General features: G+C 59.1%; 20 protein-coding genes and 1 tRNA gene. 15 read left to right on the forward strand and 6 right to left on the reverse strand.

Going from position 1 to position 24,921, the window contains the following annotated elements; translation table 11 throughout:
- Positions 1–14: 14 nt before the first annotated feature.
- Together ACWNMW_RS05280 and ACWNMW_RS05285 are read left to right on the forward strand one after the other, a co-directional pair.
- A complete protein-coding gene (locus ACWNMW_RS05280; protein WP_449490272.1) occupies positions 15–1,640 on the forward strand; it encodes a SpaH/EbpB family LPXTG-anchored major pilin in 1,626 nt (541 codons plus the stop codon).
- Positions 1,641–1,745: 105 nt separating this feature from the next.
- A complete protein-coding gene (locus tag ACWNMW_RS05285) occupies positions 1,746–2,810 on the forward strand; it encodes a class C sortase (RefSeq protein WP_449490273.1) in 1,065 nt (354 codons plus the stop codon).
- A gap of 82 nt (positions 2,811–2,892) precedes the next feature.
- On the opposite strand, the gene ACWNMW_RS05290 is transcribed toward ACWNMW_RS05285, so the two are convergent.
- Positions 2,893–4,626, reverse strand: a complete 1,734-nt coding sequence (locus tag ACWNMW_RS05290; protein ID WP_449490274.1) for an L-serine ammonia-lyase, iron-sulfur-dependent, subunit alpha — start codon at positions 4,624–4,626, stop codon at positions 2,893–2,895.
- Between the two features lie 129 nt (positions 4,627–4,755).
- Here ACWNMW_RS05290 and ACWNMW_RS05295 point away from each other — a divergent pair, with 129 nt between their 5' ends.
- From ACWNMW_RS05295 to ACWNMW_RS05315, 5 genes are all read left to right on the forward strand, one after another.
- Positions 4,756–5,235: an S-ribosylhomocysteine lyase gene (locus tag ACWNMW_RS05295; RefSeq protein WP_295892160.1), complete on the forward strand. Its 480-nt coding sequence runs from the start codon at positions 4,756–4,758 to the stop codon at positions 5,233–5,235.
- A gap of 56 nt (positions 5,236–5,291) precedes the next feature.
- Positions 5,292–6,056, forward strand: a complete 765-nt coding sequence (gene mtnN / locus ACWNMW_RS05300) for a 5'-methylthioadenosine/S-adenosylhomocysteine nucleosidase (protein ID WP_449490275.1) — start codon at positions 5,292–5,294, stop codon at positions 6,054–6,056.
- Positions 6,057–6,067: 11 nt separating this feature from the next.
- Entirely contained in the window at positions 6,068–6,556 is a 489-nt protein-coding gene (locus ACWNMW_RS05305) for a low molecular weight protein-tyrosine-phosphatase (RefSeq protein WP_449490276.1), read from the forward strand.
- Positions 6,553–7,398: a hypothetical protein gene (locus tag ACWNMW_RS05310; protein ID WP_449490277.1), complete on the forward strand. Its 846-nt coding sequence runs from the start codon at positions 6,553–6,555 to the stop codon at positions 7,396–7,398. The genes ACWNMW_RS05305 and ACWNMW_RS05310 overlap by 4 nt, the downstream gene beginning before the upstream one ends.
- Before the next feature lie 97 nt (positions 7,399–7,495).
- Complete coding sequence (locus ACWNMW_RS05315; RefSeq protein ID WP_449490278.1) at positions 7,496–8,590, forward strand: ROK family protein; 1,095 nt, start codon at positions 7,496–7,498, stop codon at positions 8,588–8,590.
- Between the two features lie 90 nt (positions 8,591–8,680).
- On the opposite strand, the gene ACWNMW_RS05320 is transcribed toward ACWNMW_RS05315, so the two are convergent.
- From ACWNMW_RS05320 to ACWNMW_RS05335, 4 genes are read right to left on the reverse strand one after another with little or no spacing between them, the layout of a single operon-like run.
- Positions 8,681–9,229 (reverse strand): phosphoribosyltransferase, encoded by a 549-nt coding sequence (locus ACWNMW_RS05320; RefSeq protein ID WP_449490279.1) that lies wholly within the window; start codon positions 9,227–9,229, stop codon positions 8,681–8,683.
- A 50-nt stretch (positions 9,230–9,279) separates the two neighbouring features.
- Positions 9,280–9,792, reverse strand: a complete 513-nt coding sequence (locus tag ACWNMW_RS05325) for a SprT-like domain-containing protein (protein WP_449490280.1) — start codon at positions 9,790–9,792, stop codon at positions 9,280–9,282.
- 8 nt (positions 9,793–9,800) lie between these two features.
- The gene (locus tag ACWNMW_RS05330; RefSeq protein ID WP_449490281.1) at positions 9,801–14,549 is read right to left on the reverse strand and encodes a DUF3418 domain-containing protein; all 4,749 of its coding nucleotides are present in this window, start codon (positions 14,547–14,549) and stop codon (positions 9,801–9,803) included.
- Between the two features lie 45 nt (positions 14,550–14,594).
- Positions 14,595–15,374, reverse strand: coding sequence for an alpha/beta hydrolase (locus tag ACWNMW_RS05335; RefSeq protein WP_034500834.1), 780 nt, complete (start codon positions 15,372–15,374; stop codon positions 14,595–14,597).
- Positions 15,375–15,542: 168 nt separating this feature from the next.
- Between ACWNMW_RS05335 and ACWNMW_RS05340 the strand changes: the two genes are divergently transcribed.
- The 5 genes from ACWNMW_RS05340 (at position 15,543) to ACWNMW_RS05360 (ending at position 20,256) form a co-directional block, all read left to right on the forward strand.
- Entirely contained in the window at positions 15,543–15,830 is a 288-nt protein-coding gene (locus ACWNMW_RS05340; protein WP_034500833.1) for a hypothetical protein, read from the forward strand.
- A gap of 21 nt (positions 15,831–15,851) precedes the next feature.
- Positions 15,852–16,994 carry a VIT1/CCC1 transporter family protein gene (locus ACWNMW_RS05345; RefSeq protein ID WP_449490282.1) on the forward strand — a complete coding sequence of 381 codons (1,143 nt, stop codon included), beginning with the start codon at positions 15,852–15,854 and terminating at the stop codon, positions 16,992–16,994.
- A 118-nt stretch (positions 16,995–17,112) separates the two neighbouring features.
- Positions 17,113–17,862, forward strand: coding sequence for a trimeric intracellular cation channel family protein (locus ACWNMW_RS05350; protein ID WP_052040796.1), 750 nt, complete (start codon positions 17,113–17,115; stop codon positions 17,860–17,862).
- Positions 17,863–17,984: 122 nt separating this feature from the next.
- Positions 17,985–19,358: an amino acid permease gene (locus tag ACWNMW_RS05355; protein ID WP_449490309.1), complete on the forward strand. Its 1,374-nt coding sequence runs from the start codon at positions 17,985–17,987 to the stop codon at positions 19,356–19,358.
- 196 nt (positions 19,359–19,554) lie between these two features.
- Entirely contained in the window at positions 19,555–20,256 is a 702-nt protein-coding gene (locus tag ACWNMW_RS05360) for an HNH endonuclease family protein (RefSeq protein WP_449490283.1), read from the forward strand.
- 214 nt (positions 20,257–20,470) lie between these two features.
- Here ACWNMW_RS05360 and ACWNMW_RS05365 read toward each other — a convergent pair.
- Positions 20,471–20,543 (reverse strand) — tRNA-Arg (locus tag ACWNMW_RS05365).
- 253 nt (positions 20,544–20,796) lie between these two features.
- Between ACWNMW_RS05365 and ACWNMW_RS05370 the strand changes: the two genes are divergently transcribed.
- From ACWNMW_RS05370 to ACWNMW_RS05380, 3 genes are all read left to right on the forward strand, one after another.
- Positions 20,797–22,743 carry a solute carrier family 23 protein gene (locus tag ACWNMW_RS05370; RefSeq protein ID WP_449490284.1) on the forward strand — a complete coding sequence of 649 codons (1,947 nt, stop codon included), beginning with the start codon at positions 20,797–20,799 and terminating at the stop codon, positions 22,741–22,743.
- A 444-nt stretch (positions 22,744–23,187) separates the two neighbouring features.
- Positions 23,188–23,931, forward strand: coding sequence for an ISL3 family transposase (locus ACWNMW_RS05375; RefSeq protein ID WP_449490310.1), 744 nt, complete (start codon positions 23,188–23,190; stop codon positions 23,929–23,931).
- A gap of 35 nt (positions 23,932–23,966) precedes the next feature.
- A complete protein-coding gene (locus ACWNMW_RS05380) occupies positions 23,967–24,401 on the forward strand; it encodes a hypothetical protein (RefSeq protein WP_449490285.1) in 435 nt (144 codons plus the stop codon).
- Positions 24,402–24,921 lie beyond the last annotated feature (520 nt).

Consider the following 24,921-nt stretch of genomic DNA (forward strand, 5'->3'; position numbering starts at 1 on the left):
ACAGGAGAACACAAATGACAACTCTTAAGACCCGTCGAGGCATCAGCCTCCTCGCCGTCATCGCAGTTGCTGCTGGCGCTGCTGCGGTTCCGGGTATTGCTACGGCAGCCCCGACCGCATCCGCATTCGGCGTCGTTGCAACCGCTCCCCAGCTCCCCTCGCTGGTCGACCTGGATGTCAACAAGACCGGCTCCATCACCATCCACAAGCTGGTGAAGGATGACACCAACGGCACCACCGAAGGCACCGGCCTTGAGGACACCACCGTCGCCGGCACCCCCCTCGCTGGCGCAAAGTTCACCGTCGAGCGCCTGACCAACGTCGACCTGACCACTCAGGCCGGCTGGGAAAAGCTCGTGGCCTACAACGGCAACGTTGACACCGCGAAGGCTGACGGCGTTGACGCCGCGGTCGAGAAGACCACCGGTGCCGACGGCAAGGCCAAGTTCGATAGCCTCCCCCTCGGCGCCTACGTCGTCACCGAAACCGAGACCCCCGCAGGCTACATCGGCTCTAAGCCCTTCATCATCACCGTCCCGATGACGCACCCCACCCAGAAGAACGTCTGGAACTACGATCTGCACGTCTACCCCAAGAACTCCAAGGCTGGCGTTGACAAGCAGGTCAAGGACGACACCACTCCTGCGGTTGGCTCCGAGATCAACTACACCATTAACTCCGACATCCCCAGCCTCCCCGCTGGCGACAAGCTGAAGACCTACATGGTCGTCGACCAGTACGACAAGCGCGTCACCATCGATGCCGCCGATGTCACCCTGGCGCTGTCCAACGGCACCGCTCTTGTGGCCGGCACCGACTACGATCTCAAGACCGCTACCGGCACCGTTGCTGCTGGTACAGACAGCTACAAGTTCATCACCGCTGTCTTCACCGAAGCCGGCCGTGACAAGATTGCTGCCGCCCGTGCAGCAGGAACCGACGCCACCAAGGTCGTCATGAAGCTCAAGGGCACCGTCACCGGCCCGCTCTCCGGAAACGGCCTGGTTCCCAACAAGGTCACCCTGATCCCGAACACCCCGGCCAACCCGTGGGATCCGGAGTCGGGCACCACTCCTCCCCCGGAGTACCCGCACTCTGAGGTCGTCTCCAAGTTCGGCAAGGTCAAGATCACCAAGGTCTCCGCAGCTGATCCGACCGCCAAGCTCAAGGACGCCGAGTTCTCGGTCTACAAGTGCACCCCCACCGGACTGACCTCCGGCACCGACAACTTCGTTTCCAACAACGCAACGCTCGGTGACAAGATCACCGTTAATGGCAAGGACACCTTCACCACCGACGCCGACGGCGTCGTGGAGATCGACTCCCTGCGCAACAACGACTGGGAGAACAACAAGCAGGTCGACAACCCCGGTTGGTACTGCCTCGTTGAAACCAAGGCTCCTGCAGGCTTCGAGCTCCAGACCCGCCCGATCGCCTTCCAGATCCTCCAGTCCAACTCCAAGGCCGACAACCAGTACACCCTGGAGACCACGGTCAAGGATGCTCCTCACAACGGTGGATTCCGCCTGCCCGTCACCGGTGCTGCCGGTGTGGGCGTGCTGATCGCAGCTGGCTCGGCACTTGTTGCTGGCGCTGGCGCCATCACCATTGCGAACAAGCGTCGCAAGGAAAACGCCTGATCTCTAACTGAGATTTAGCCGGGTGCGGGAAGGCCCACAGGTCTTCCCGCACCCGTTTCTATACAATCAACACCAACCCCCATCACCCCATCCAAAAGGCGACTCATGAGCGAGAACGACATCCACGCAGACGACAGCCTCACAAACACCCAGGTTCAGGACAACACACCCGAAACCGCGGAAGAACGCGAGCATAGACTTCGCAAGGCAAAACGTCGCCGTCGCCTCTTCACCATCCTCCCCCCGATCCTGCTGGTCCTCGGAATCTTAGTCCTTCTCTACCCCGTCATCTCGACCTACCAAAACAACGTCGAACAACAGCGCATCGCGAAAGCATTCAGCGCCGAACAAACCAACGTCGGCCGAGATGTCGTTAAAGACGAACTGGCACGAGCTGACGAATATAACCGTCAAGCAGCCGAAGCACCCATTCTTGACCCCTGGTTGGAATCCCAGCGGCCCAACACCCCCCAATATTCCGATTACCTCTCACAACTGAACGTCAACCCCGTCATGGCGACCGTCAAGGTCCCGAAGGCCGATATCAGCCTCCCCGTCTACCACGGCACTGATACCTCCACTCTTGAAAAGGGTGTCGGACACCTCTTCGGTACCGCGCTCCCCGTTGGCGGCGAAGGAACCCACACGGTTCTCACCGGCCACTCGGGACTGGGAAGCGCAACTATGTTCGACCACCTCAACCGCGTTGAACTCGGCGATGTCTTCTACATCGAAGTCCTCGGGCGCCACCTCAAGTACAAGGTCACCGACATCCGCACCGTTCTCCCGAACGAAACGGAAACCTTGAACAAGGTCGCAGGAAAAGACCTCGCAACCCTGATCACCTGTACGCCCTACGGCATCAATACTCACCGTCTCCTGGTCACCGGTGAACGCGTCCCCATGGATGACGCGCAGGTTGCAGAAGAATCGGCCAATGTTGAACCCGCAGTCGTTCAGACCTGGATGATTGCCGTTGTCGTCGGCATTATCATCGTCCTCATCACGACCGCAGTCCTGTGGTTCCTCGCCCACAAGAACCGCAAGAAGCGTGAAGCAGCGCAGCTCGCAGCGGCAGAAAGTGGCGCACTCGAAGCCGAAGGCGACACTGCACAGAACCTCGAAAGCGGTAACGACCGGACCACTGACGCTTCTGAAGCTGGCGAGTAGAGCTCGTACAATACGTTGTTCACACTCAGTGCCCCACCTTGGGAAACCAAGGTGGGGCACTGAGCTTCACGCACAACGGCACTTAACACTCGACAACGTTCACGGCCAAACCGCCAGCCGAGGTCTCCTTATATTTCGAGAGCATGTCATTTCCCGTTTGACGCATCGTCTCGATCGCGACATCCAAAGACACGGTGTGCCGGCCATCGCCCCACAGGGCCATTCGAGCCGCATTAATCGCCTTCACAGCAGCAATCGCATTGCGCTCAATACACGGGATCTGAACCAAGCCACCAACCGGATCACAGGTCAGCCCCAAAGAGTGCTCCATCGCGATCTCGGCAGCATTCTCCACCTGCTCGGGAGTGCCACCCAAAGCCTGTGCAAGCCCCGCAGCGGCCATTGCCGAGGCCGAACCGACCTCACCCTGGCAGCCGACCTCCGCGCCGGCAATCGACGCATTTGTCTTAATGAGAGCGCCAATCGCAGTCGCCGCGAGCAAGAACTCGTGAATGCACTCTTGGCGAGCGCGTGCGCACTCCGATTCCCCGCCCAGAGGAAGCTTAGAGATCCCAGCCATCTGCGCGGGAGAGCAATTCGGGAACTCGGCACCGGCCTCGGGGCAGAAAGAAACAAGGTAACCAAGAACAGCGGGGATCACGCCAGCAGCGCCATTCGTCGGCGCAGTGACAATGCGGTGACCCGCCGCGTTCTCCTCGTTCACCGCAAGAGCGTAGAGGTTAACCCAGTCCATGGCACGCAAAGGATCTTGCATAGCACCGGCCCAGCCATGGCGCTTTTCCAAGCAAAATGCCTTCTCTGCGCGGGCACGCAACTGCGCTGCCAGGGCATTTGCGCGCCTGGGCACATCCAAACCACCCGGCAAAATACCCGTTGAAGCGATACCCGCGTCGATCGCGCCGAACATCGTATGCGCAATGTGATCGAGGTATTCGGTGAGTGCAGCAGCGGGACGCGCGGAAAGCTCATTGGCACGCACGAGCTCGGCGACCGAGAGCCCAGAGCGCGTGCACTGTTCCAAAAGCTCGGCGCCCGTCGAGAAGGGGAGGGGAGCGGGAGTGCACATTCCCGTCGTTTCCTGCGCTGAAGCAAGCGAAGCGATCTCGGGATGCTCGCTATCGTCATTCGTTTGCGCCATGACGAAGCCGCCGCCCACCGAATAATAGGTGCGCTGCAACAACAATTCACCCGGATGCTCGACTACTTCGGAAGACGTCGCCCAACCCTGGCCATCAGGGGCGATGCTGTCTTGGCCTCGAGAAACGCCCGCCGTCGACGAAGCCTCACCGTAAGCACTGATCGTCAAAGCATTGACGTGGTAGGGCAGGACTCTCCGCGGAAGAAAACGAATATCCGCCTCGATATCAAAGGGAATCTCACGCCCACCCGCAAAAGGAAGCATCCCGCTCGAGGCGATCGAAGGAATGACGCTCTCGACAGTATCGATAGAAACAGTTTCTGGGTCATAGCCCGCCAAACCCAGCAGAACTGCACGATCGGTGTTGTGGCCTCGGCCGGTGGCACCAAGAGAACCAAAAAGCTCGACGCACACGTGGGAGAGCCGCGAATACTCTGGAAGCGCACACAGCTCCGTCGAAAAAGCCAAGCCCGCGCGCATGGGACCCACCGTGTGCGAAGAAGAAGGACCAATGCCGACCGAGAACATGTCGAAAACTGAAAGCGGGCGAGCAGCTGAACTTGCGGGGACCTCGCCGGCGACGATTGCGGCGGGAGTAGGCGTATCTGCGCTGTATTCGTCCTGTGTGGTGACGTCAATCGGCGGCTGAAGATCCATGGGTTCTATTGTGCCCGAAAAAGCCCCGTGAAGTGGAAAAGAGGGGCACCAGGTACTCAGGAGAGAACTCTCTTGCGCCATGCGAGACTGCCCCGCGCACTTTGGGCGAATCTCTATAAACTTGATGTCATGACTGAACGCATGAATGTCGAATCCTTTAACCTCGACCACCGCACTGTCCTTGCCCCCTACGTTCGCGTTGCCGACCGCAAGACTCTCCCCGGTGGTGACGTCCTCATCAAGTACGATGTCCGCTTCACGCAGCCGAACAAGGCTCACCTGGAAATGCCTGCCGTTCACTCCATCGAACACCTGAGCGCAGAGCTCATGCGTAACCACACCACCAAGCTCATCGACTTCGGCCCCATGGGCTGCCAGACTGGCTTCTACGCGCTGCTCCTGGGCGTGGAAACCGAAGAATTCCTTCCCATCTTGCAGGCAACCTTCGAAGACATCCTCAACGCAACCGAAGTTCCCGCCGCGAACGAGGTCCAGTGCGGCTGGGGCGCGAACCACTCCCTGTCCGCCGCGCAGGACGCCGTCCGCGAATTCCTCGCGCACCGCGACGAGTGGCTTGTCGTCACTCAGGACGATGCGGCCTCGTGCTGAGGCGTGTGCCGCTTTCTTCAACCGACAACTGACGATCTTTCCCAGAGAGGCCACTCATGTCCCTGACCCTGACCCCCTCGCGCGAACTTCCCGCGGTCGACGCCTTCATTCAGTGTGCGATGGTCATGGAAGCACAGCCCTTCCTTGACGCCCTTGCGCCCCTCCCCGGTGACGATGCGGTCGAGACCCTCAACGTCGGCGCGGAAGGTCACCACCAGCAGAGCTATGCCCTTGGCCAGTTTGCGGGCCGCACCGTCCTCGTCATCACCTCCGGCGTGGGCATCGCAAACGCTGCGGCAGCCGTCGCACGAGGCCTGACCATGGCCACCCCGAAGATCGTCATCGCGGGCGGCACCGCGGGCGGCCTCGAAGGTGGAATCAAGGTCGGTGACGTCGCAGGCGCCATCTCCACGATCTACAACGATGCCGATGCCACCGTTTTCGGCTACGAACTTGGCCAGATCCCGCGTATGCCCGTGGACTACCATTCCTCGCAGCGTGCGATCGACGCCCTTGCCAAGCTCGGCGAGGCGCAGCCCCACACCGTGCGCACGGGCCGCATCGTCACCGGCGATTCCTTTGCCTCCGAAAAGGTTGTTGCCCGAATTCGCGCCGGATTCCCCGACGCGCTCGCGGTCGACATGGAAACCTGCGGAATGGCACAGGTGTGCTGGTCCAACGGCATCGACTGGATTTGTCTGCGCGCCATCTCGGACCTGACCGGGGAAGGCGCCGATGAGGACTTCCACATGAACGGTGAGACTGCCGCATACCACTCTTTCGAGGCCGTGCGCGCATACCTCCCGCTCTTTTGCGCCTGAGAGATGATGCCATGTCTTTCTCAGTCCTGATGGTCTGCACCGGCAACATTTGCCGCTCCGTGATGGCCGAGCAAATCCTTCGCGAGGCGGCTGCCGATAGCGGGATTGACATTTGTGTTGATTCCGCGGGCATCAGCGATGAAGAACACGGGCATGGCATCGATTCTCGGGCTGCGCGTGCCCTGCGTGAGGGCGGGTATCGCGTGCCCTCGCATCGTGCTCGCCAGGTTCAGGCGGGGGAACTCAAGCGCTGGGACCTGATCCTTGCGATGACCTCCTCTCATCTTCGCGCGCTTGAAGGGCTTGCGGGTGGCCCGGATCCGAAGATCCGCATGTTCCGTGATTTCGAAGAGTCCGCGGGAGAGTCCGCTCGCGGGGGCAGTCGTGATGTGCCCGACCCCTGGTACGGTGATTATTCCGATTTCGAGGCCACGCGCGCGACCATCGAAAAGTGCACTCCCGCGATCCTCGAGTATGCCGTGGGGAGCTTGAATCGGTGACGAAACGATTCACGCGCACGCGCGCGCTTGTCACGGCGTGCCTGGCGGTGGCCTCGGCAATGGGGATAGGAGGCTGCGGGCAAGCAGAACCCGAGGCAGCACAAACGCCCACGTCGGAAGCGCCCCGCGGAATCCCGCTCGACTACACGGGGTTTGACCCGGAAAACTTCATTTCAGACCAGGTGCTGGACGATTCAAAGACGATGACGGACGCGCAGATCGCGGCCTTCATTGCAGAAAAAGGCGAAGGGTGCCATGCGGGGCGTGCGAATGATCAAGATATCCCTTGCTTAAAGGATTTCTCGGTCGTCACCGAGAGCTACGCGGGCGATGAGTACTGTCCATGGGGATACCAGGGTGGTGAGGAAGAAAGCGCAGCGCAGATCATTGGGCAAGCCGCGCGTTCATGTGGAGTGAACCCGCAGGTTCTTCTGGTGACCCTCCAAAAAGAACAGGGCTTAATTTACGCCTCGGGCGGGGATTTCCAGTGGTTTAGCTACCCCAGTGCGATGGGCTACGCCTGTCCCGATAACAGCACCTGCGATCCCGATTACGCGGGTTTTCAACGACAGGTCTACTATGCGGCGCGGCAATTTGCGATCTACCGGATTAAGCCCGAGCGTTATCGATTCCAGGCAGGGCGGCGGGTTGAGGCGCGCTATGCACCAGCGCAAGAGTGCACCACGACGGAGATCACTCCTGCTAACCGAGCAACTGCGAGTATGTATAACTACACGCCTTATGTGCCTAATAGGGGTGCGTTAAAGGGACGCGGGGATGACTGCTCTGTTTATGGGAACGCAAACGTTTACGCATACATGCGAGCCTGGTTTCCACAATAATGTTGCAACTCAAGCAATGATAGGTAGCACGGGTATACACTGATTCTGCTGAGCACGCCCGTGTTCGTGCGACAACGTTGTTGCAAAGGGGCTCGTCATGGAACCGTATGATATTCATAAAAGAACAGCGGATCCGCCGCAGGTCAAAACGAAGCCTCCGGGCTATGAACTCTTTGATGAATGCGCGGTTGGGATCGCATTATTACCGGGACGAATCCATGCAGTTGTCATGGATCGCTCGGGTCGCGTGCGTGAAGAACGCTCCCGCGCGATCACCACTGACTCCGACAAAGTCGTCACCACCATTAATAGACTGGGTGAAGAACTTGTCCAAAGCGCTGAACCATATGGGGCAATCAGGGGAATTGGCCTGAGCATCAACGGGAGAGTGACCCGTCAGCGAACTTGTGTTCTGGAAGCTTTGGACTGGGACCACTTCCCACTCCTTCAACACATCAACGTTGATGCGCGGCTTCCTCTATCGATCATTACAAACCTTGAAGGCCTGGCGACCTACGAAATCACCTATGGGGTTGGGCGGAGGATGGATGAATTCCTCGTCGTTCAAATCGCAGAGAATGTAGCTTTCGTTGAGGTCGAGGGCGGAAGGCTCATCACAGATCCCACGGGGAAATACCAACGAGTCCTCCACCTCCCCATCGCGGGGAGTAATGCTGTGTGCTCACTGGGACACATGGGATGTGCCAGCGGTGCGCTGATTCCCTCAGCTGTTCTCGCTCGTGCAAGAGGCGCACGCCTCGACGAAGGGAAAGACGCCAGGCCGCGTGACATAGAAGAACTCATCACCATGGCACGCACCGGCGACTTCGTCTGCCGGCGAGTTGTCATGGAATTCGCCCGCAACCTTGCGGTTTTCTTGCAAGGACTCAGCTACATTACGCAAAAGGAACACATTGTCCTTGATGGAAGCGGGGTGCGAATCCTCGCCTCGGACTGGGCTATCCTCTTCGAAGACGAACTCTTCTCTTTTGCCTCAACGGGGGTTGTTGCTCCGGCCGTTGTTCAACGCTCAAACGCAGACAGCCGTTGGGCGTGCGGCGCGGCAGCGCACCTGTTTGCAACCGTTGGGGGTCCCAGGAACCTGCGGGTGATCAACCGGAATGGGGATATTCAAGGCACTGAGGTCGTACACCACCAGCGCGAGCACTACGCCTCTCTAGTTGCCTTGTAACTGAGGCGTTGAGGGCCGGCAAAATAATCACGGGACTGCGAGTAGCGCGCAGTCCCGTCATTGTGTGTCGTAGAGCCTCAGCTCAAACGACTACTGTGCCTGAACGACAGGCAGAACAGACCAGGGGAAGTTAATCCACAAATCGGTGTAGTGCCACACGTAGTCGGGATCGATGATTGACACCGGCTTCTTGTAGATCACCGCGGAGCGTGCTTCGACCTTTGCGTGCGCCTGACCATCCAAGCTCAAACCGCGCTTTTCAATAAGCTCCATGACCTTCTTGAGGGTCTTACCCGAATCAGCAACATCATCGACGACAAGGACCTTCTTGCCATCCATCGCGGAGACATCCATCAGCGGGGGAAGAACCTGCGGCTCATCCAAGGTTTCGCCCAGACCCGTGTAGAACTCCAGGTTCATGGTGCCGATTGCCTTCACACCCAGTGCATAGGAAAGCGCGCCGGCCGGAATCAGGCCGCCGCGCGCGATTGCAACGATGAGGTCGGGCATCCACCCGGAATTGACGATCTGCTGGGCAAGTTCGCGCGAAGCATTGCCAAACTGTTGCCAGCTCAGGTTTTCGCGGTTCTCACCGGTATTGGTAGTTGCGCCGTCGTCGAAGGGGGTGGAAGCAGTCATGCGATGAGTCCTTTGAATGGGATCAAAAAGATCGGGTGAATGGACATATGTTAACGCGTGCGCTTCTTAAGCGCACGTAGCTGGCGAGCGTACTGCCCACCCGGCTCACGCGCCTGCCCCTTAAAGGACCACTGGAAAATCCGCGAGGGATCGAAAGTGCGCGAACATGCGCCACAGGAAGTGACCCTGCGGGGCATGGAATACAACTCCCGAAAAGCCCCACACACGGGACACACTCCCCTCCACGCGGGCCGAGGTGCAGGCAAGCCTCCTGAAAGACGCGCGCGATCGGGGGAACCTAACTCGCGGGCTTTCGCCTGCCACACCTCGTCGTGATTGTGACTGGATCCCACAAGGGCGTGGGCGATCTCGTGGAGGATCACTCCGCGAACTGTTGGCGCATCATATAGGGCGGTCAGCGGCCCAGAAAGGGTGATTTCTTTGCGGGAATGGACGCACAAACCTGCTCGCCTGCGCGCACGATCGAAACGGAAAGACCACTCACTCAAACCGTGCTGGTTCATCAGTTCGCGCGCCATCTGCTGCGCGTCTTCACGCTTCACGCCGCCCCCTAGATGGCCTCGTGAAGGCGATCGATCGCGGCGAGCATGCGCTGCGGGGAAATCTTGCGTGCGGTTCCAAGTTCTTGAGCGAAGAGGGACACGCGCAATTCCTCGCGCATCCATAGGAGTTCTTCGAATGCGGCCTCGTGGCGCCCCTCGAAGGGACGCGTATCCATGAGCTCGCGCAACTCCTCAACTTCCTCGTCGATCTGGGACAAGGCCGCGCGCGATTTCTCGTCGCGAGAAACATCCGCGGGTGAGCGCAGAGCCTTGCGCAGCCGCACGGATTGCGCCTGAATGTAGCGAGGAAGGTTCAGCACTCGCTCCAGCGGCGTTGCGGCAATGAAACCGTCAAAAACCAGTGAGGACGCGATCGCCTGAACGTCATCGCGCAGGCTCGCATACGCGGGGCCGCTGGCCTCGGCGAGGCGATCTTGCAGCTGTGCCCAAGATTCCATCGCGCGGACAACTACTTCGATGATCGAGTAGACCTGGTCCTCGTGGCGGTCGCGAATGCGCGTGCAAAGATCCTCGAATGCCGAGGCATCGCGGATCGCCCACAGCCCGCGCTCGCCCGCAAGGGTGTCACTCAGAGCGCGCACGCTTGCCAATTGCGCATCGGCGATGAGCGCCTCGGTGCTCGGGTACGGCGTGGAAGTGAGCATGAGGGCCTCACGACCCGTCCAGCGCGTCGATACGCGCTTTGTGGACAGACGAATCGCGCGCAGGACAAGGTTCGCAATACCGAGGCGGTGTTCGCTTCGCGCCTGAGAGGCATTCGCCATCACCCGTACTCCAGCTAGCGGATTATCGCGATCCCCCTGGGGGACAAGCGCCGGGAATGCGCGGATGAGCAAGCCCTGCGCGCGCGATTCAACTGATTGTGGAAGCGGCGCGCTGGGGAAGGCCTCAAGATTGTCCGCGAAGAGTTCCTGTTCGCCGCTTTCCATTGCCGAGGCCACGGCTGCGGGCGCTTTCGAGTCTGCGTTGGGTGCAGGCGAATGAGCAGTGGTGGAGGCGTCTGCTTCGGTGGACACCTCGCCTGCCTGCGGCTCCCCCTGAGTCTGAGCTGCCCGAGCGGAGCGTTTCTGGGCCTCGCTCAAGGCTTGGCGAACAGCGGTGCGCAAGGCGCGATCGGTTGCTCCAGCAAGAGTGCGCTTGAGGTAGCCAAGGTCCTTACCACTGCCCAACTCGCGGCCGTCGTGATCGTGAACGACGAAAGTCATCCGCAAATGATCGGGAAGAGAATCCTCCATCGCGCGCAGATCCGAATCACTGAGGTCAACTCCGCGCAATTCTCGCAGCGCCCGCGTGAATAGTTCGTTGAACGAGGCCGATTCGGCAGTACGTGCGCTACCTTGCTCGGAAGAAGTGGCCTCGGCTTTGGCAGTGTCGCTTGGAACTGCCAATTCAGGAGAGCCCTTCGCAGGAGTTTGCACAGTCCCCGCACTCTTGCGCGTGCTTCGCGCCTGACCGGTTCGCTCGCCCCACGCAGCTAAACGACCCAAAGCTGCGCTCAAAGACGCGGGGTCTTCCTCTTGAGCCTGCTGTTGTGTGGCCTGCGCTTTCTTCGGCGCAGGGGCACTGAGGTCAATGCGGCCATGACGCACGTCCTCGACCCACGTCGCCACGATCTTTGCGACCTCGGGAGCCGGAGCAAGCAAGCGACGCTTTGCTTTGGGGAGCGCGCGGATCGCCTCGGTGATGAGCTCTTCGCGCATTCCGGGCACCAACCAGTCGGTCCCCTCATCGCTCACGCGCCCCAAGGCCTCGATCGGGATGGACATGGAGACTCCATCACGCGGGGAACCCGGGTGGAACTCGTAGGACAGGGGAAGACGCAGCTCGCCCTGCACCCAGTGATCGGGGAAGCCCGCGCCGCTTTGGCCGAGGCCTCGGGGAAGAAGAAGTTCGGGCGGGTAGTCCAAAAGCTTGGGATCCGTGCGTTTCTTATCCTTCCACCAGCGGTTGAAGTGCCCGGTGGAAATGATCGACGCCGGAAGAATGTCATCAAAAAAGCTCTCAAGCGCCATTTCATCGGCGACGAGGCCGTGGGTGCGGCTCCTGCGCTCCGTTTCGCGTGCGCGCTCGATCGCCTCGTCGTTGCGTCGCTGGAAGGCGTGGCGCTCACGCCACTGACCCTGAACAAGAGCGTGGCGAATGAACATCTCACGGGCAAGCTCGGCCGCAGTGACAGGGGTGCTGAGGGCCGCTGCGAAGGGTGAGTCGCTGGGCATTGCGCCACGAATTGAACCCAGGGGAGTGGCCCCCAGACGTCCAAGAAGAACCGGACGGTCTGCGATCAAGGTCAAGCCGTAGAGCATGACTTTTTCTTGGACGTAGGCTGCGCCTCGCGAGGAATTCCAGGTCGGCTCGGAATAGACGCGCGTGAGGAGATCCTTGGCAAGGGGCTCGACCCATTCGGGGCGAATCCGCGCGACCGTTCGCGCGAAAAGTCGTGAGGTTTCGACGAGTTCGGCCGTCATCACCCAATCGGGGTGACCGGTGATTCCAGAGCCCGGCCAGATCGTGAAGTGGGTCCCGCGACTCCCCGTGTAATCGCGAGTCACCGGGTCCCAGGCTCCGAGGCTGGATAAAAGCCCGACAAGAATCGAGCGGTGAATGTCATCCGTATCAACCGCGCTTGTCGATCGTGTGTAGGCAACAGCGGCACGTGCGGCTGCGTCGGCGATTCCCGCACGCGAGGCCTCGTCAACAACATCCCCGGCCGAAGGGATGCCGAGGGGCTCGGTGTGGATACCGATGGTGCGGGCCATATCGCGTAGTTGGTGGGCAATGTCGCGCCACTCGCGGAAACGTAGGTAGTGAATGAACTCGGCGCGGCACATGCGCCTAAAGGCCGTGCCCGACAAGTCACGCTGTTGGATGTGGAGGTAGCGCCAGAGGTTGAGGTAAGTGAGGAAGTCCGAGTGTGGATCGGTGAAACGCGCGTGTGCGGTGTCGGCAGACTCCTGGTGGTCCAGAGGCCGTTCGCGAACGTCTTGAATCGATAGAGCCGCGACAATGATGAGAATTTCCGAGGCGCAGCCCGCATCCTTGCCGGCAAGCAACATGCGCCCAAGACGCGGGTCGATAGGAAGACGAGCAAGATCGCGGCCGATAGGCGTGAGCTCAAAACCGCTTTGCGAGCTCGAAGAATTCTCCAAGGCGCGAAGTGCCCCAATTTCGACGAGCAGATTGATGCCGTCGCGAATAGCACGCGAATCAGGAGCATCGACGAAGGGGAAAGAAGCCACATCGCCCAAGCCCAAAGCACTCATCTGCAAAATGACGGACGCAAGCGAAGTACGCAGGATTTCAGGCTCGGTGAAAGGCGGCCTCGACGCGTAGTTTTCCGCGGAATATAGGCGAATTGCGATGCCATCTGCCACGCGCCCACACCGTCCCGAACGCTGGTTTGCGCTTGCTTGCGAGACCTCTTCAATGGGGAGACGCTGCACCTTCGTCTTATTGGAATAGCGCGAAATACGCGCCAAACCCGGATCAATGACGTAACGGATTCCCGGAACCGTCAGCGAGGTTTCAGCAACGTTCGTCGCCAAGACGACGCGGCGGTGAGAGTGCGCCTCGAAAATCCGGTGCTGCTCTGCGGAACTCAGGCGTGCAAAGAGGGGAAGAATCTCGATATCCGCCGGATTCTTCGACCGCGAAATATCACGCGGCGCACGGTTGCCGAGGTGATCGTGAAGGGCCTGCTCAACATCGCGGATATCGCGCTCACCGGGGAGGAAAACCAAGATATCCCCAGGGCCTTCGCTGCACAGTTCATCAACCGCGTGGCAGATCGCCGTCTCGAGGTCGATCTCTACTCCCGCGCCGTAGCCCTCCACAGCGAGAGGATCATCCGCGTCTTCTAAAACCAGTTGCTCGACGCCGCTGCCGGCCAGCATTTCTTCCCCAGTTGCCGAGGCCGTGGGGGAGAGGAGCGCGTCAGTATCCTTCCCGGAAGTTGAGGAGTACGACGATGGCGTATCAGCGGCGAGCGGGCGGTAGCGAATCTCAACAGGGAAGGTGCGTCCCGAAACCTCGATGACCGGCGCTGCCTGGAGCAGAGTACCTTCTCCGATCGGACCATCCCAGGAGCCAAAGTGTTGGGCGAAGCGATCTGAATCAATAGTTGCCGAGGTGATGATGACCTTGAGATCAGGGCGCATAGGCAGCAGCCGCGCAAGGTAACCCAAGATAAAGTCAATGTTCAGGCTGCGTTCGTGGGCCTCGTCAATGATCAAGGTATCGTAGCGGCGCAGCATCGGATCTGACTGGATTTCCGCCAAAAGGATGCCGTCCGTCATCAGCTTGATGAGGGTCGTGGGGCCGACCTCGTCGGTGAAACGCACCTGATAGCCAACGACCTCGCCGATCTGTTTACCGACCTTTTGCCCCAGTTCCGAGGCGATTCTTTCCGCGACGGAGCGCGCGGCGATACGCCTAGGCTGGGTGTGGCCGATCATCCCGGCGATTCCTCGGCCCAATTCCAAGCAAATCTTGGGGATCTGCGTCGTCTTGCCCGAACCGGTTTCACCCGAAATGATGACAACCTGATGCTCGCGGATGGCTTGGGCGATTTCCTCGCGCCTGGCACTGACGGGAAGATCCGGGAAAGAAATGACCGGAAGCGCAGCGGCCCGAGCAGCAAGCTGTTCGGGCGTGAAAGGACGAAAAGGCGCGGGCGCATGAGCCTGGCGGCCCCTGCGTGAGTGAGAGCGCCGACGTCTGGGCTGCTGGGAAGAGGACACCCCTTCAGAGTATCGAAGAACGACTAGGCCAGCTGGGTGTGTGCGTTACTGGCGAAATTCTCCGCTGGGCTCAGCCCACAGCTGCGCCCACTCCAGCGCGGCCTCGCGAAGAATTTCGGGATGCTCGCCCGCGCCAAAGGAGGTTTCGTGGATCAACTCCACGCGCGAGCCATCGGGAAGGCGAGGGAAGGCATCACGAGTAAGGTCCACGAGGTCCAACTCGATATCGTCGGCGTCGTGGAGGATCAGGACGGGGGCTCCCGAAGGATCGATGATGCCCGGGTCAACCATCGACAGGTCCGCAAGTGTTTGCTTGGAAATGACGAAGGACTCGCGGGGACCCTCAGAGTCATCGGGGATCCACGTGCGACCCGTGTGCTCCAATTCGTCCAGCTGATTGCTGGAGAAAATCGCGCTCCAATCGTAGGAAAGTGGACCCAAGACAGGCGCCGACAAGAAGAGCGCGGTCGCGTGGCTCAGGCGCGCCGCAAGTGCGGTCACCGAGCCGAAAGAGTGGCCGTGAATGAGCTGGTTAGTGAAGCCCTGATCCGCAAGCCAGCCCGACGCGGCCTGGAGGTCTTCGATCTGGGACTCGCGAGAAATCACCTCATCATCAGAAAGACCGTGCCCCGAATAATCGAATTGCAAAGTCGCGTATCCCGCCTTGCGATAGGCGCGCGCGAGATCGTCAAAGTGCCCACCGGAATGACGGTCAGCAAGGAAAGAGTGAGAAAACAGGACAACGGCGTCCCGAGAATCTACAGGTTGAACGAAAGTTCCCGACAGAGTGATCCCGCGGGGAGTGTTCATACGTACTTCGCTCATGACTCCACCGTATCGGTTTCTTCTCGGATGCGAAATACCCCATCTCACAACGTGCGAAAAGGTAAACAAGTAGCGAATAGCTTTCGCCACCCACTAGGCTGGTTTCTATTCCAGACTCACATCGCACGACGGCGCATCTCAGCGCCTGCGTTGAAAGAAAGGCGTCTCGTGGGAACGAAAATGGGAATCGCCGTCGGTTTCGGTATCGGCTACGTCCTAGGAACTCGAGCAGGCCGCGAACAATACGAAAGAATCTGCCATTTCGCCGCGAAAGTGCGTCGTTTTCCCGTGGTTGCGCGTCCGCTAGACGCAGCCGGTGAAAAGGTCTCCTCCCTCGTGCGCACCCAGGGAGAGAAGGTTACCGATAAGGTCGCCGATGCCGTCAAGGAACGCCTCTTCCGGATGCCGGCCCAGGCTTCGGAAGATGACGAAGACCTGCCGACCTACGCGGACTGAGCAAAAACACACTGTCGAACAATGACTCAATCCCTCAACACAGCAACTGAGCCCACGCGCGCACAAATCCGTCGCTGGAGGCGCTATCTGGCCGAAGAACGCATGGAAGCACGCACCTATCGCGCGCTCGCGGAACAGCGAACCGGCGAGGAACGCCAAGTGCTTTTGGGCCTCGCCGAGGCAGAAGGACGCCACGAAGAATACTGGCTCTCTTTGCTCGGCGAACACGCGCTTCCCGCGCCTCACCCGCCGCTGCGTACTCGCATTTCGGCAATGCTCGCCTACATGTTTGGAACGATTTTCGTCCTGGCCATGGCCCAGCGCACCGAACAGCGATCCTCCTATGAGGACGACGATGATGCTCCCGCACAAATGGCAGCCGATGAACGAATTCACGGTGAAGTTGTGCGCTCGCTGGCTGAGCGTTCGCGCCAAACTCTGGCGGGAACCTTCCGCGCGGCAGTCTTTGGCATCAACGACGGTCTGGTCTCCAACCTTGCCTTGATTTTGGGCGTTGTCGGCGCGGGTATGAGTACCTCGAATATTTTGACAACCGGTATTGCGGGACTTCTTGCAGGCGCGCTCTCGATGGCAGCCGGCGAGTGGGTGAGCGTGCGCTCGCAGCGTGAACTCCTTGACGCCTCCATTCCCGATCCCGAGGCCGACCGTTCCCTTCCTTCCCTTGACGTCGACGCGAACGAGCTGGCTCTTTTGTTCCGCGCGCGTGGTGAGGATGCGGAGCACGCTGATGCGCATGCCGCTGAGGTTTTCCGTCAGCTTGCCGAGGCCGAGGGGCGCGTGGGTGAAGAGGCCGGGGACGTTCGTGCTATCCGTCGCCCGATTTTCGCCTCGCAAAATGAGGAGGGCGCGGGAGCAAGCGAAGAAGTCGGAACCCCCATTCGGGCTGCGGCCTCGTCGTTTATTTGTTTCGCGACCGGCGCTCTCTTGCCGCTCATCCCGTACATTCTCGGCCTGAACGGAATGCTCGCAGCAGGGGTTGCGGTTGGGCTTGTCGGCTTTGCGCTCATGTTCACCGGTGGAATCGTCGGGGTTCTTTCGGGGCGGCCGCCCGCTCCTCGAGCACTGCGCCAACTTCTCATCGGTTTTGGCGCGGCTGGTGCGACTTTCGCCCTTGGATTGCTTTTTGAGACGAGCGTGGCCTGAGGGGCTTGACTTGGGGTGAGCGGAACTGAGCATGTCCGGGACACTGAGTTCGGCCTCGGCACTCAATCTTGGGTTCTGAGATCGTCCCCGTCGCTCCTTGGAATCTGTTGAGAAGTGGATGACAATAGGGACCGTGCTCGATACCCTCAATCAGACCCTGCCGGATCTCTTCCGCGTCATCGACCTCCTTGGCGTGCTGCTCAATGGGATTCTCGGCGGACGCATTGCGCGTATCAAGCGCTTTGATGCCGTGGGCTTCATGGTTCTTGCAATCATGTGCGCGCTCGCGGGAGGCATGCTCCGTGACATCATGCTCGATCAAGGCCCGCCCGTTGCCCTGACCGATCCCTTCTACTTGGGAACCGCGCTTGTCGGTGCGCTTGTCGCCATGCTCTGGCGCCTGGACTCGCGTTTTTGGCGGATCGCCCTGGTCCTGGCTGATGGCACGGTTTTGGGGTGCTGGGCAGCTACGGGTGCACTGAAGACGATCAATGCTGGGCTCGGTGTCGGACCGGCAATTTTGCTGGGAATCATGACTGCTGTGGGCGGCGGAATGATCCGCGATATCTCGGCTGGAATGGTTCCGCAGGTCTTTGGCGGGAACAATCTCTATGCAACACCGGCCTTCGTCTCTGCCGCGATCATGGCCGCTTTCGGGCAGTCGGGTCTGGAACAGATCGGCATGTTGATTGCGACAATCGTGGGATCAAGTTTCACGGTTCTTGCACATTGGAGAAAATGGCAGCTTCCGTCGCATAATGACTGGACACTGACAATGACGGCAACGCAGCTTCGTGCATTGTTACGCTTGCGTTCCGTCGATCATGAAGATGCACAGAAAATTATTGAGGAACGTTCGGATCAATGAGCAATGAGGCACGTACATCGATAACAAATACACAGGCAGCAGCCACAACTGCACAGGGCCAAGCGCCGGTTCTTGGCGGAAACAAGTCCGGCTCGAAGAAGTTTAAGTCCTTCCACCTGCAGATGATGGCGCTGGGTAGCGCGATCGGCGCCGGGTTCTTTGTGGGCACTGGCGTTGCCGTTGCCGAGGCCGGTCCCGCAGTGCTGATCTCCTATATCCTTGCTGCGCTGATCGTTGTTGCCGTGATGTATTCCCTCGCCGAGCTCGCTGCAGCGATCCCTTCCTCTGGTTCGTTCTCAACCTACGCGGAAGCTGGGATTGGACGCTGGGCTGGTTTCACTTCCGGCTGGCTCTACTGGGTCATGCTCATCATGGTGCTGGGATTGGAAATGACCGGCGCTGCGCAGATTTTCACTCACTGGTTCCCGGGCGTTGCTCAGTGGGTCGTGACCTTGGTGATTGTCATTGTCCTGGGCGGGATTAACCTGCTGGCTGCCGGACACTTCGGTGCTGTCGAGGCGGGTCTTGCGGCCTTGAAGGTCCTGGCGATTATTGCCTTCTTGGCTATCGGTCTGTTTATGCTCATCGGTTTCATTCCGGGGCGTACGCAGGGTTTGCACGAGGCCTTCGTTGGGAACGGGGGCTTTGCGCCTGCGGGCATTTCCGGAATCGCCGTCGGGCTCCTTGCGATCATCACCTCCTTTGGCGGCCTCGAAATCGTCACCATTGCCGCTGCCGAGGCCGATGACGCACGGCGCGCGATGTCGAAGGCAATCCGTTCCGTCATTTGGCGCATTCTGGTCTTCTACGTTGGTTCAGTGACCCTCCTGATCTGCCTGCTTCCGTGGAACTCCGTGGAAATGAGCAAGCGCCCCTTCGCGGCCGTCCTCGAAATGGCGCACTTCCCGGGGGTCGGCGTCATCATGGATATCATCATCTTCACTGCGCTGGTCAGTGCCTTCTCGGCAAATATCTACGCTTCTTCCCGTATCGCCTACTCCCTTGCTTCTCGTGGCATGGGTCCGCGTTGGCTTCTGGGCTCGAAGGTGGAAGAAGCCACGCACACTGACGAAGGTGCCATTGAAGTTGCTGCTCTACACGGCGATATTGAGCATGGTCGCACTCCCCGGAACGCGGTTGCGGTCTCGGTTGTGTTGTCCCTGATCTCGGTCGCACTCAACTGGCTCTTGCCTGCCGTGATTTTGCAGATTCTGCTCAATGCGGTTGGAATGGTCTTGCTCATCGTGTGGATCATGATCGTCATTGCGCAGATCCGCCTGCACCCGTCTTTGGAAGCGCAGGGAGCTTTGTCGCTGCGCGTTCCGGGATGGCCCTGGGTTCCGAGGCTGTCGCTGCTTGGCCTCTTCGCGCTCATTGTCCTGATGCTCTTTAACGCTTCGGGACGTGCGCAGCTGCTTGCGATGGGTTCGCTGACGCTGCTTTTGGTGTGTATCTACTTCGTGGGTGAGAAGCTGCGTGAGCGGAAAGCTGCGTAACTGTACTGGGAAGCCCGTCTCCTTCCGGGGAGGCGGGTTTCTTTTTATCCACAGGGTGTAGGGCCTTTCGGCGTTTTCCACAGATTCGGATGCTGTCGTGGTTAATGATGACTTCCTGCGGCATAGTGTGAGGGAGGCATGGATATTGGTCCCTTAGGGTGTCGGTAGTTCTCAGGAAAGCCGGGAGGTGAGGAAGATGAAAAGAATCCACAGAGGGCATCTGGTCATTGTGTTCAGTGTCTTCCTTGCGGCTCTCGCGCTGTTGGTGGGATTCTGGTGGCGCGCCTCGGGGCCCACACATGCAACGGGGCCGGCGGATGTGACCTTGGGTAGCGCTGATGATAGTCGCCGCGCGCTTGAAGAACTGCGCGTCATTGAGAAAGGCTCAGAATCGGTCCCACAGTATTCTCGGGATCAATTCGGTCAGCGCTGGGCTGACGTGGACCGCAATGGTTGCGACACCAGAAACGACGTATTGAAGCGGGACCTGCGTGATCTTCAGATGAAGCGAAGCTCACCGCAGTGCGTTGTTGTGTCGGGGGTTTTAAACGATCCCTATACCGGGCGCCAGATCGAATTCCAACGAGGCGAGGATTCCTCCGAGGCCGTCCAGATTGATCACGTTGTTGCCCTTGCGAACGCCTGGAAGAGCGGGGCATGGCAGTGGGATGCGGCGCGGCGTCAAGACTTCGCCAACGATCCTTTCAACCTGCTGGCTGTTGATGGGGCCGCGAATCAAGACAAAGGCGCAAGCAGCGCTGATCAGTGGTTGCCGTCCAACAGTGCATACCAATGCGCCTACGTCCAGAGGCAGATTGCAGTGAAAGCTTCATGGGGATTGGGGGTGACCCGGGCAGAGAAGAAAGCAATGACATCGGTTTTGGAACGGTGCCAGTAAGGGAACTCGGTGGGGACCCTGGTTTCTCCCTGCTTTCCCATACCATCAGGCCGAAAAGTCAACACTCCAGCAACACGTAGTGTCCTATAACCCGAAAAGTCACCTCGCCAGCAACGCGTTGCGTCCTATGATTCTGGTTTAAAGCGCATCATCGCGCCCGAAAGTGGGTAAAGCAAAGCCCCGACCGGTGGGACGCACCGAGCGGGGCCGCTTGCGCGCTCGAAGGGACTCGAACCCCCAACCTTCTGATCCGTAGTCAGATGCTCTATCCATTGAGCTACGAGCGCAAAGCCGATTGATTGGCCGTGAAATAGTTTAGGCACAAGCTGCTCTGACAAGCAAACTCATAAATGCGTCATCAATCACATCCATCGGTTTTCTGCTTGACCATGCCGCGGAATTACCGCGCGATATCACGGAAGGAGGTGCAGCCTCGTCAACTAAAGAAATAGCAACGCGAATGGAGGGAACTTTCATTTGCTCGTCAAAATGAGTAAAAATGAAGAGGTCCATTTTTGAGTGACGTGCAGGAGCACAGCCATGGCAAATAGCCAGCCAAAAATGTCCACCATCCACATCGACCCTGTCAATGCGGTCCCTTCATTCCCCAAGCTCACAATCCTTGGTTTTCAGCATGTCCTGGCGTTTTATGCCGGGGCAGTTGTCGTTCCGCTGGTTATTGCCACCGGACTGGGACTCGATTCGGCAACCACTGTTCACCTGATCAACGCGGACCTCTTCACCTGTGGTATCGCCTCGATCATTCAATCTGCGGGACTTGGACCCAAGATCGGCGTCCGCCTGCCGCTCCTTCAAGGAGTAACTTTCACTGCGGTCTCGCCCCTGATTGCTGTCGGTCTGGCGGCAGGAGGCGGAGTTGAAGGCCTTGCGACAATGTATGGCTCCATCATTGTTGCCGGTATTGCAACTTTCCTTGCTGCGCCTTTCTTCGCGAAACTGCTGCGTTTCTTCCCGCCAGTCGTCACCGGTACTTTGCTGACCGTCATGGGTACAACCCTTCTCTCGGTCGCGGCAAATGACATTGTCGCCTGGGGAAGTGCAGCGGCAAAGGTTGGCGCGGACCCCATTCCGGGAACCTTGCGAGGCCTCGCATACGCACTGGGAACCCTTGCAGTCATCGTCATTATTCAGCGTATTTTCTCCGGCTTCATGGCGACTATCGCGGTCCTTCTGGGCTTGGTCGGAGGAACCCTTGTTGCGTGGCTCCTTGGAGACGCAAACTTCTCGGCTGTGGGGGAGGCGGCACCGGTGGGTGTCACCACCCCCTTCTTCTTTGGAATTCCGAAGTTCTCTGTCGCTGCGATCATCTCAATGCTGATCGTCATGGCGATTACGGCAGTCGAAACCACGGGCGATGTTTTCGCCACGGGTGAGGTTGTTGGAAAGCGCATTACCCCCGCCCATATCGCTAACGCCCTGCGTGCCGATGGCCTCTCCACCGCTCTGGGCGGCGTCCTCAATTCCTTCCCCTACACCTGCTTCGCTCAAAACGTTGGTCTGGTGCGTCTGACTCGCGTGAAGTCCCGTTGGGTCGTCACCGCGGCCGGTGTCATCATGATCATCCTGGGCGTTCTTCCCAAGGCTGGTGCCGTCGTTGCGTCGATTCCCAAGCCAGTGATTGGTGGCGCTTCCTTGGCGATGTTCGCTGCCGTTGCGGTTGTTGGTATCCAGACTCTGTCCACGGTTGATATGCGTGATAACCGCAATTCGGTGATCGTGTCGACCTCGATCGGTCTGGGCCTGCTGGTGACCTTGAAGCCGGACCTTGCAGGATATGTGCCTTCGTGGGCGCAGATTCTGTTCGGATCCGGCGTGACCATCGGTTCGATCTGCGCGATCATCCTCAACATCATCTTCTTCCACATTGGCCGCAAGCCCGCTCCCGCGGTGTCGATGCTCGACGGTCGTCCGCTGGACCTGGACGCAGTCAATAGCCTGGGTGAAGAGAAGTTTGTTCGCGTGTTTGAGCCAATGTTCTCGGGTGTGACCTGGCCTCTGGAGCGAGCATGGGCCCGCGCGCCTTTTGCAAGCGTGTCAGAGTTGCGTTACGCCTTCCAAGATGCTGTTGCTCAGGCAAGCCCCGAGGAACAGGAATCACTGATTGCCGCCTACACCGATATCGTTGACCTCCTCTTGTCCGACGAGGCCGATGAGCAGGCTTTGGTGGACACCGGTTCCACCTTGCTGGGTGACTTTGACCCTGTGAAGCAAGAAGAGCTTCGCGTCTTGGGTAAGGCCTACCGTGAACGCTTCAATCGTCCGATGATCGTGTGTATTTCACGCATCGATTCGGCGGATCAGCTCTTGGCTGATGGCTGGCGTCGCGTTGAGAGCTCGGACTTGCGCGAGATGCGTGTGACCCTCAACGAGGTCATCGAGATTGCCGATAACCGTTTCGAAGCCATGGTCGCGGATGCCAATCCGATCCACTCCGCGTGGATGCGCTCTTTCGACCAGCTTGACTGAGGTCTTCTTCAGGCAGCGGCTCATGCCGCCGCTTCTTGGCTAAGGCCGTGTGCCCCTGGGTGCTGTCCGCACCCAGGGGCACAGTCGTACCTGTACGGTCCCCAGGGCACGGGGTTGTCGGCGCGCGTTGCCCGGTGCGGCCTCGTTCCCTCCCTCCCTCCCTCCTGGTTTAGCGGCTCTTCAGAGTTGAGTGTGGCTCGCACCCCACAGGCTCTGGTGCTCGATATTGAGTCATGCAACCAGCTGGTTGGCTGCCCGAGTTGTGGGGTGATCGCGCAAGGTTACGGGCGTGTGGTGGTAGAGGTGATTGACGCGCCCTGGGCCGGGATTCCGGCAAGGATCCGGTGGCACAAACGACGCTGGCGGTGCCTGGAAAAGACCTGCCAGACGGTGACATTCCTAGAACATGACGAGCGGGTGTGCGCACCCCGGGCGCGTCTGGGGATGCGGGCGATTTGCTGGGCGATCCGTCAGTTACGTTTCGAGGGAGCCACCATTGCAGGATTGGCTCGACAACTGGCAACTAGGTGGAACACCGTGTGGTCCCATATCAAGCCGTGTCTGCAAGCCGCATCTGATGACCCCACCCGTTTCACAGGGGTTCAGGTACTGGGAGTCGATGAGCACGTGTGGCACCACCAGGACCGACGCCGCCACGTCCAGCAAGACACCCTGGGTCACCGCGGGCGCAAGGGTGATCCCCTCTATCAAATCCGGCTTCTTTTGCGCACCTCGCGCCGCAGACTCACCCCACGTCAAAAGGAACGCCTCCGTGAGGCCCTCGTGGCAGATGAGGCGCATATCAGTGTCGAAGTCGCCTACCACTGCGCCCAGCAAGTACGCGAGGTCTTCCACCAAGCCACACCCGCCCAAGGCCGACGCCTGGCCACACACCTCATTGAACACCTACCAACGTGGCCCATCCCCGAATTCGCTCGCCTAGGCCGGACCCCACGCAAGTGGAAGGATGCCTTCTTGGCCTACCTCGACACAGGCGGAGCCAGCAACGGCCCCACCGAAGCCATCAACGGACATTATCGAACTAGGCAGACGCACCGCCAGAGGCTACCGCAACCCCACCAACTACAAACTCCGAATGCTCCTCATCGCAGGAGGCCTAGACGCCTCCACCCACACCCAACTCTGAAAAGCCGGAAATCTACTACCGTAAGCAATAAACTTTCGTAATGAAAGACAAGGGAGCCAGGTGAAGGAAGAAAAACGTGATTTTATTAATTAAACGCAGCATCATTGGCATCAAAGCAACCCTCGGAAGGGTGCCTATCGCTTTAAGGCCCAGCCTGGTTTATATAATTCTTATACTGGTGTCAACGATTCCGATGCGGCTGCTACATTTCCCTGTTAGATCGATAGGAAGCATGATTCAGTTCGGGTTTCCTGTACTTATGTATTTCATCCTAGCCCCGGTACTGGCAGCAATGAGCATCAGACAAGAAGACTTATCAAGGCGGAACCTTCCTGCCTTGATTGTAGCTGGCGTGATGCTGTTTTTATGTATTCCAATCAGCCGATTAGCGTACTTCGCCTTTTGGGAGAACCAGTATTTCACTTTTTCGGCCATTTTTGTAACTGTAGTTCCTTTTGTCGTGACTGTTGTGGCGACCTTAACAAAGATTGGCGACCTTAATAAAGATTAAAGTCGCCACAACAAAGGTGCAGTAGTTAGCGGCTAAAGATGAAGCTAGCTAGCGCTTTGCAGCAGGCGGTTATCACGTCTGAATCCGGAGCTTCAGATGCAAGCGGATCACGAAATATTGCGTCACTCCGTGTCGTATTATCCTCGAACTCGGTAGCTGCGTTCCCTAACCCCACCAACTACAAACTCCGAATGCTCCTCATCGCAGGAGGCTTAGACGCCTCCACCCACACTCAACTCTGAAGAGCCGGTTTAGCTCATTCATTCCGGGTCTATTGCTGTTCTAAGGCGGCAGGTGAGCGAGCTAAACCAGGAATGAGAGAGCTAACGGGGGAAGGGGAGAGCTAAAGCATGACTGCGCGATCTAAGCCGCGGTGCGCGCACCGTTAAGACCGCAGGTTGGGCAGCACAAAGCGAACTCGCAAAAGCACGCCCCTGGAGACATAACGATAAAACACACAAAAGGGCCGGGCCCCGACTTTCGTCGAGGCCCGGCCCGAGCTTTGCGGTTAGAACCGCAC

This window comes from Actinomyces sp. Marseille-QA0893, from assembly GCF_976954355.1.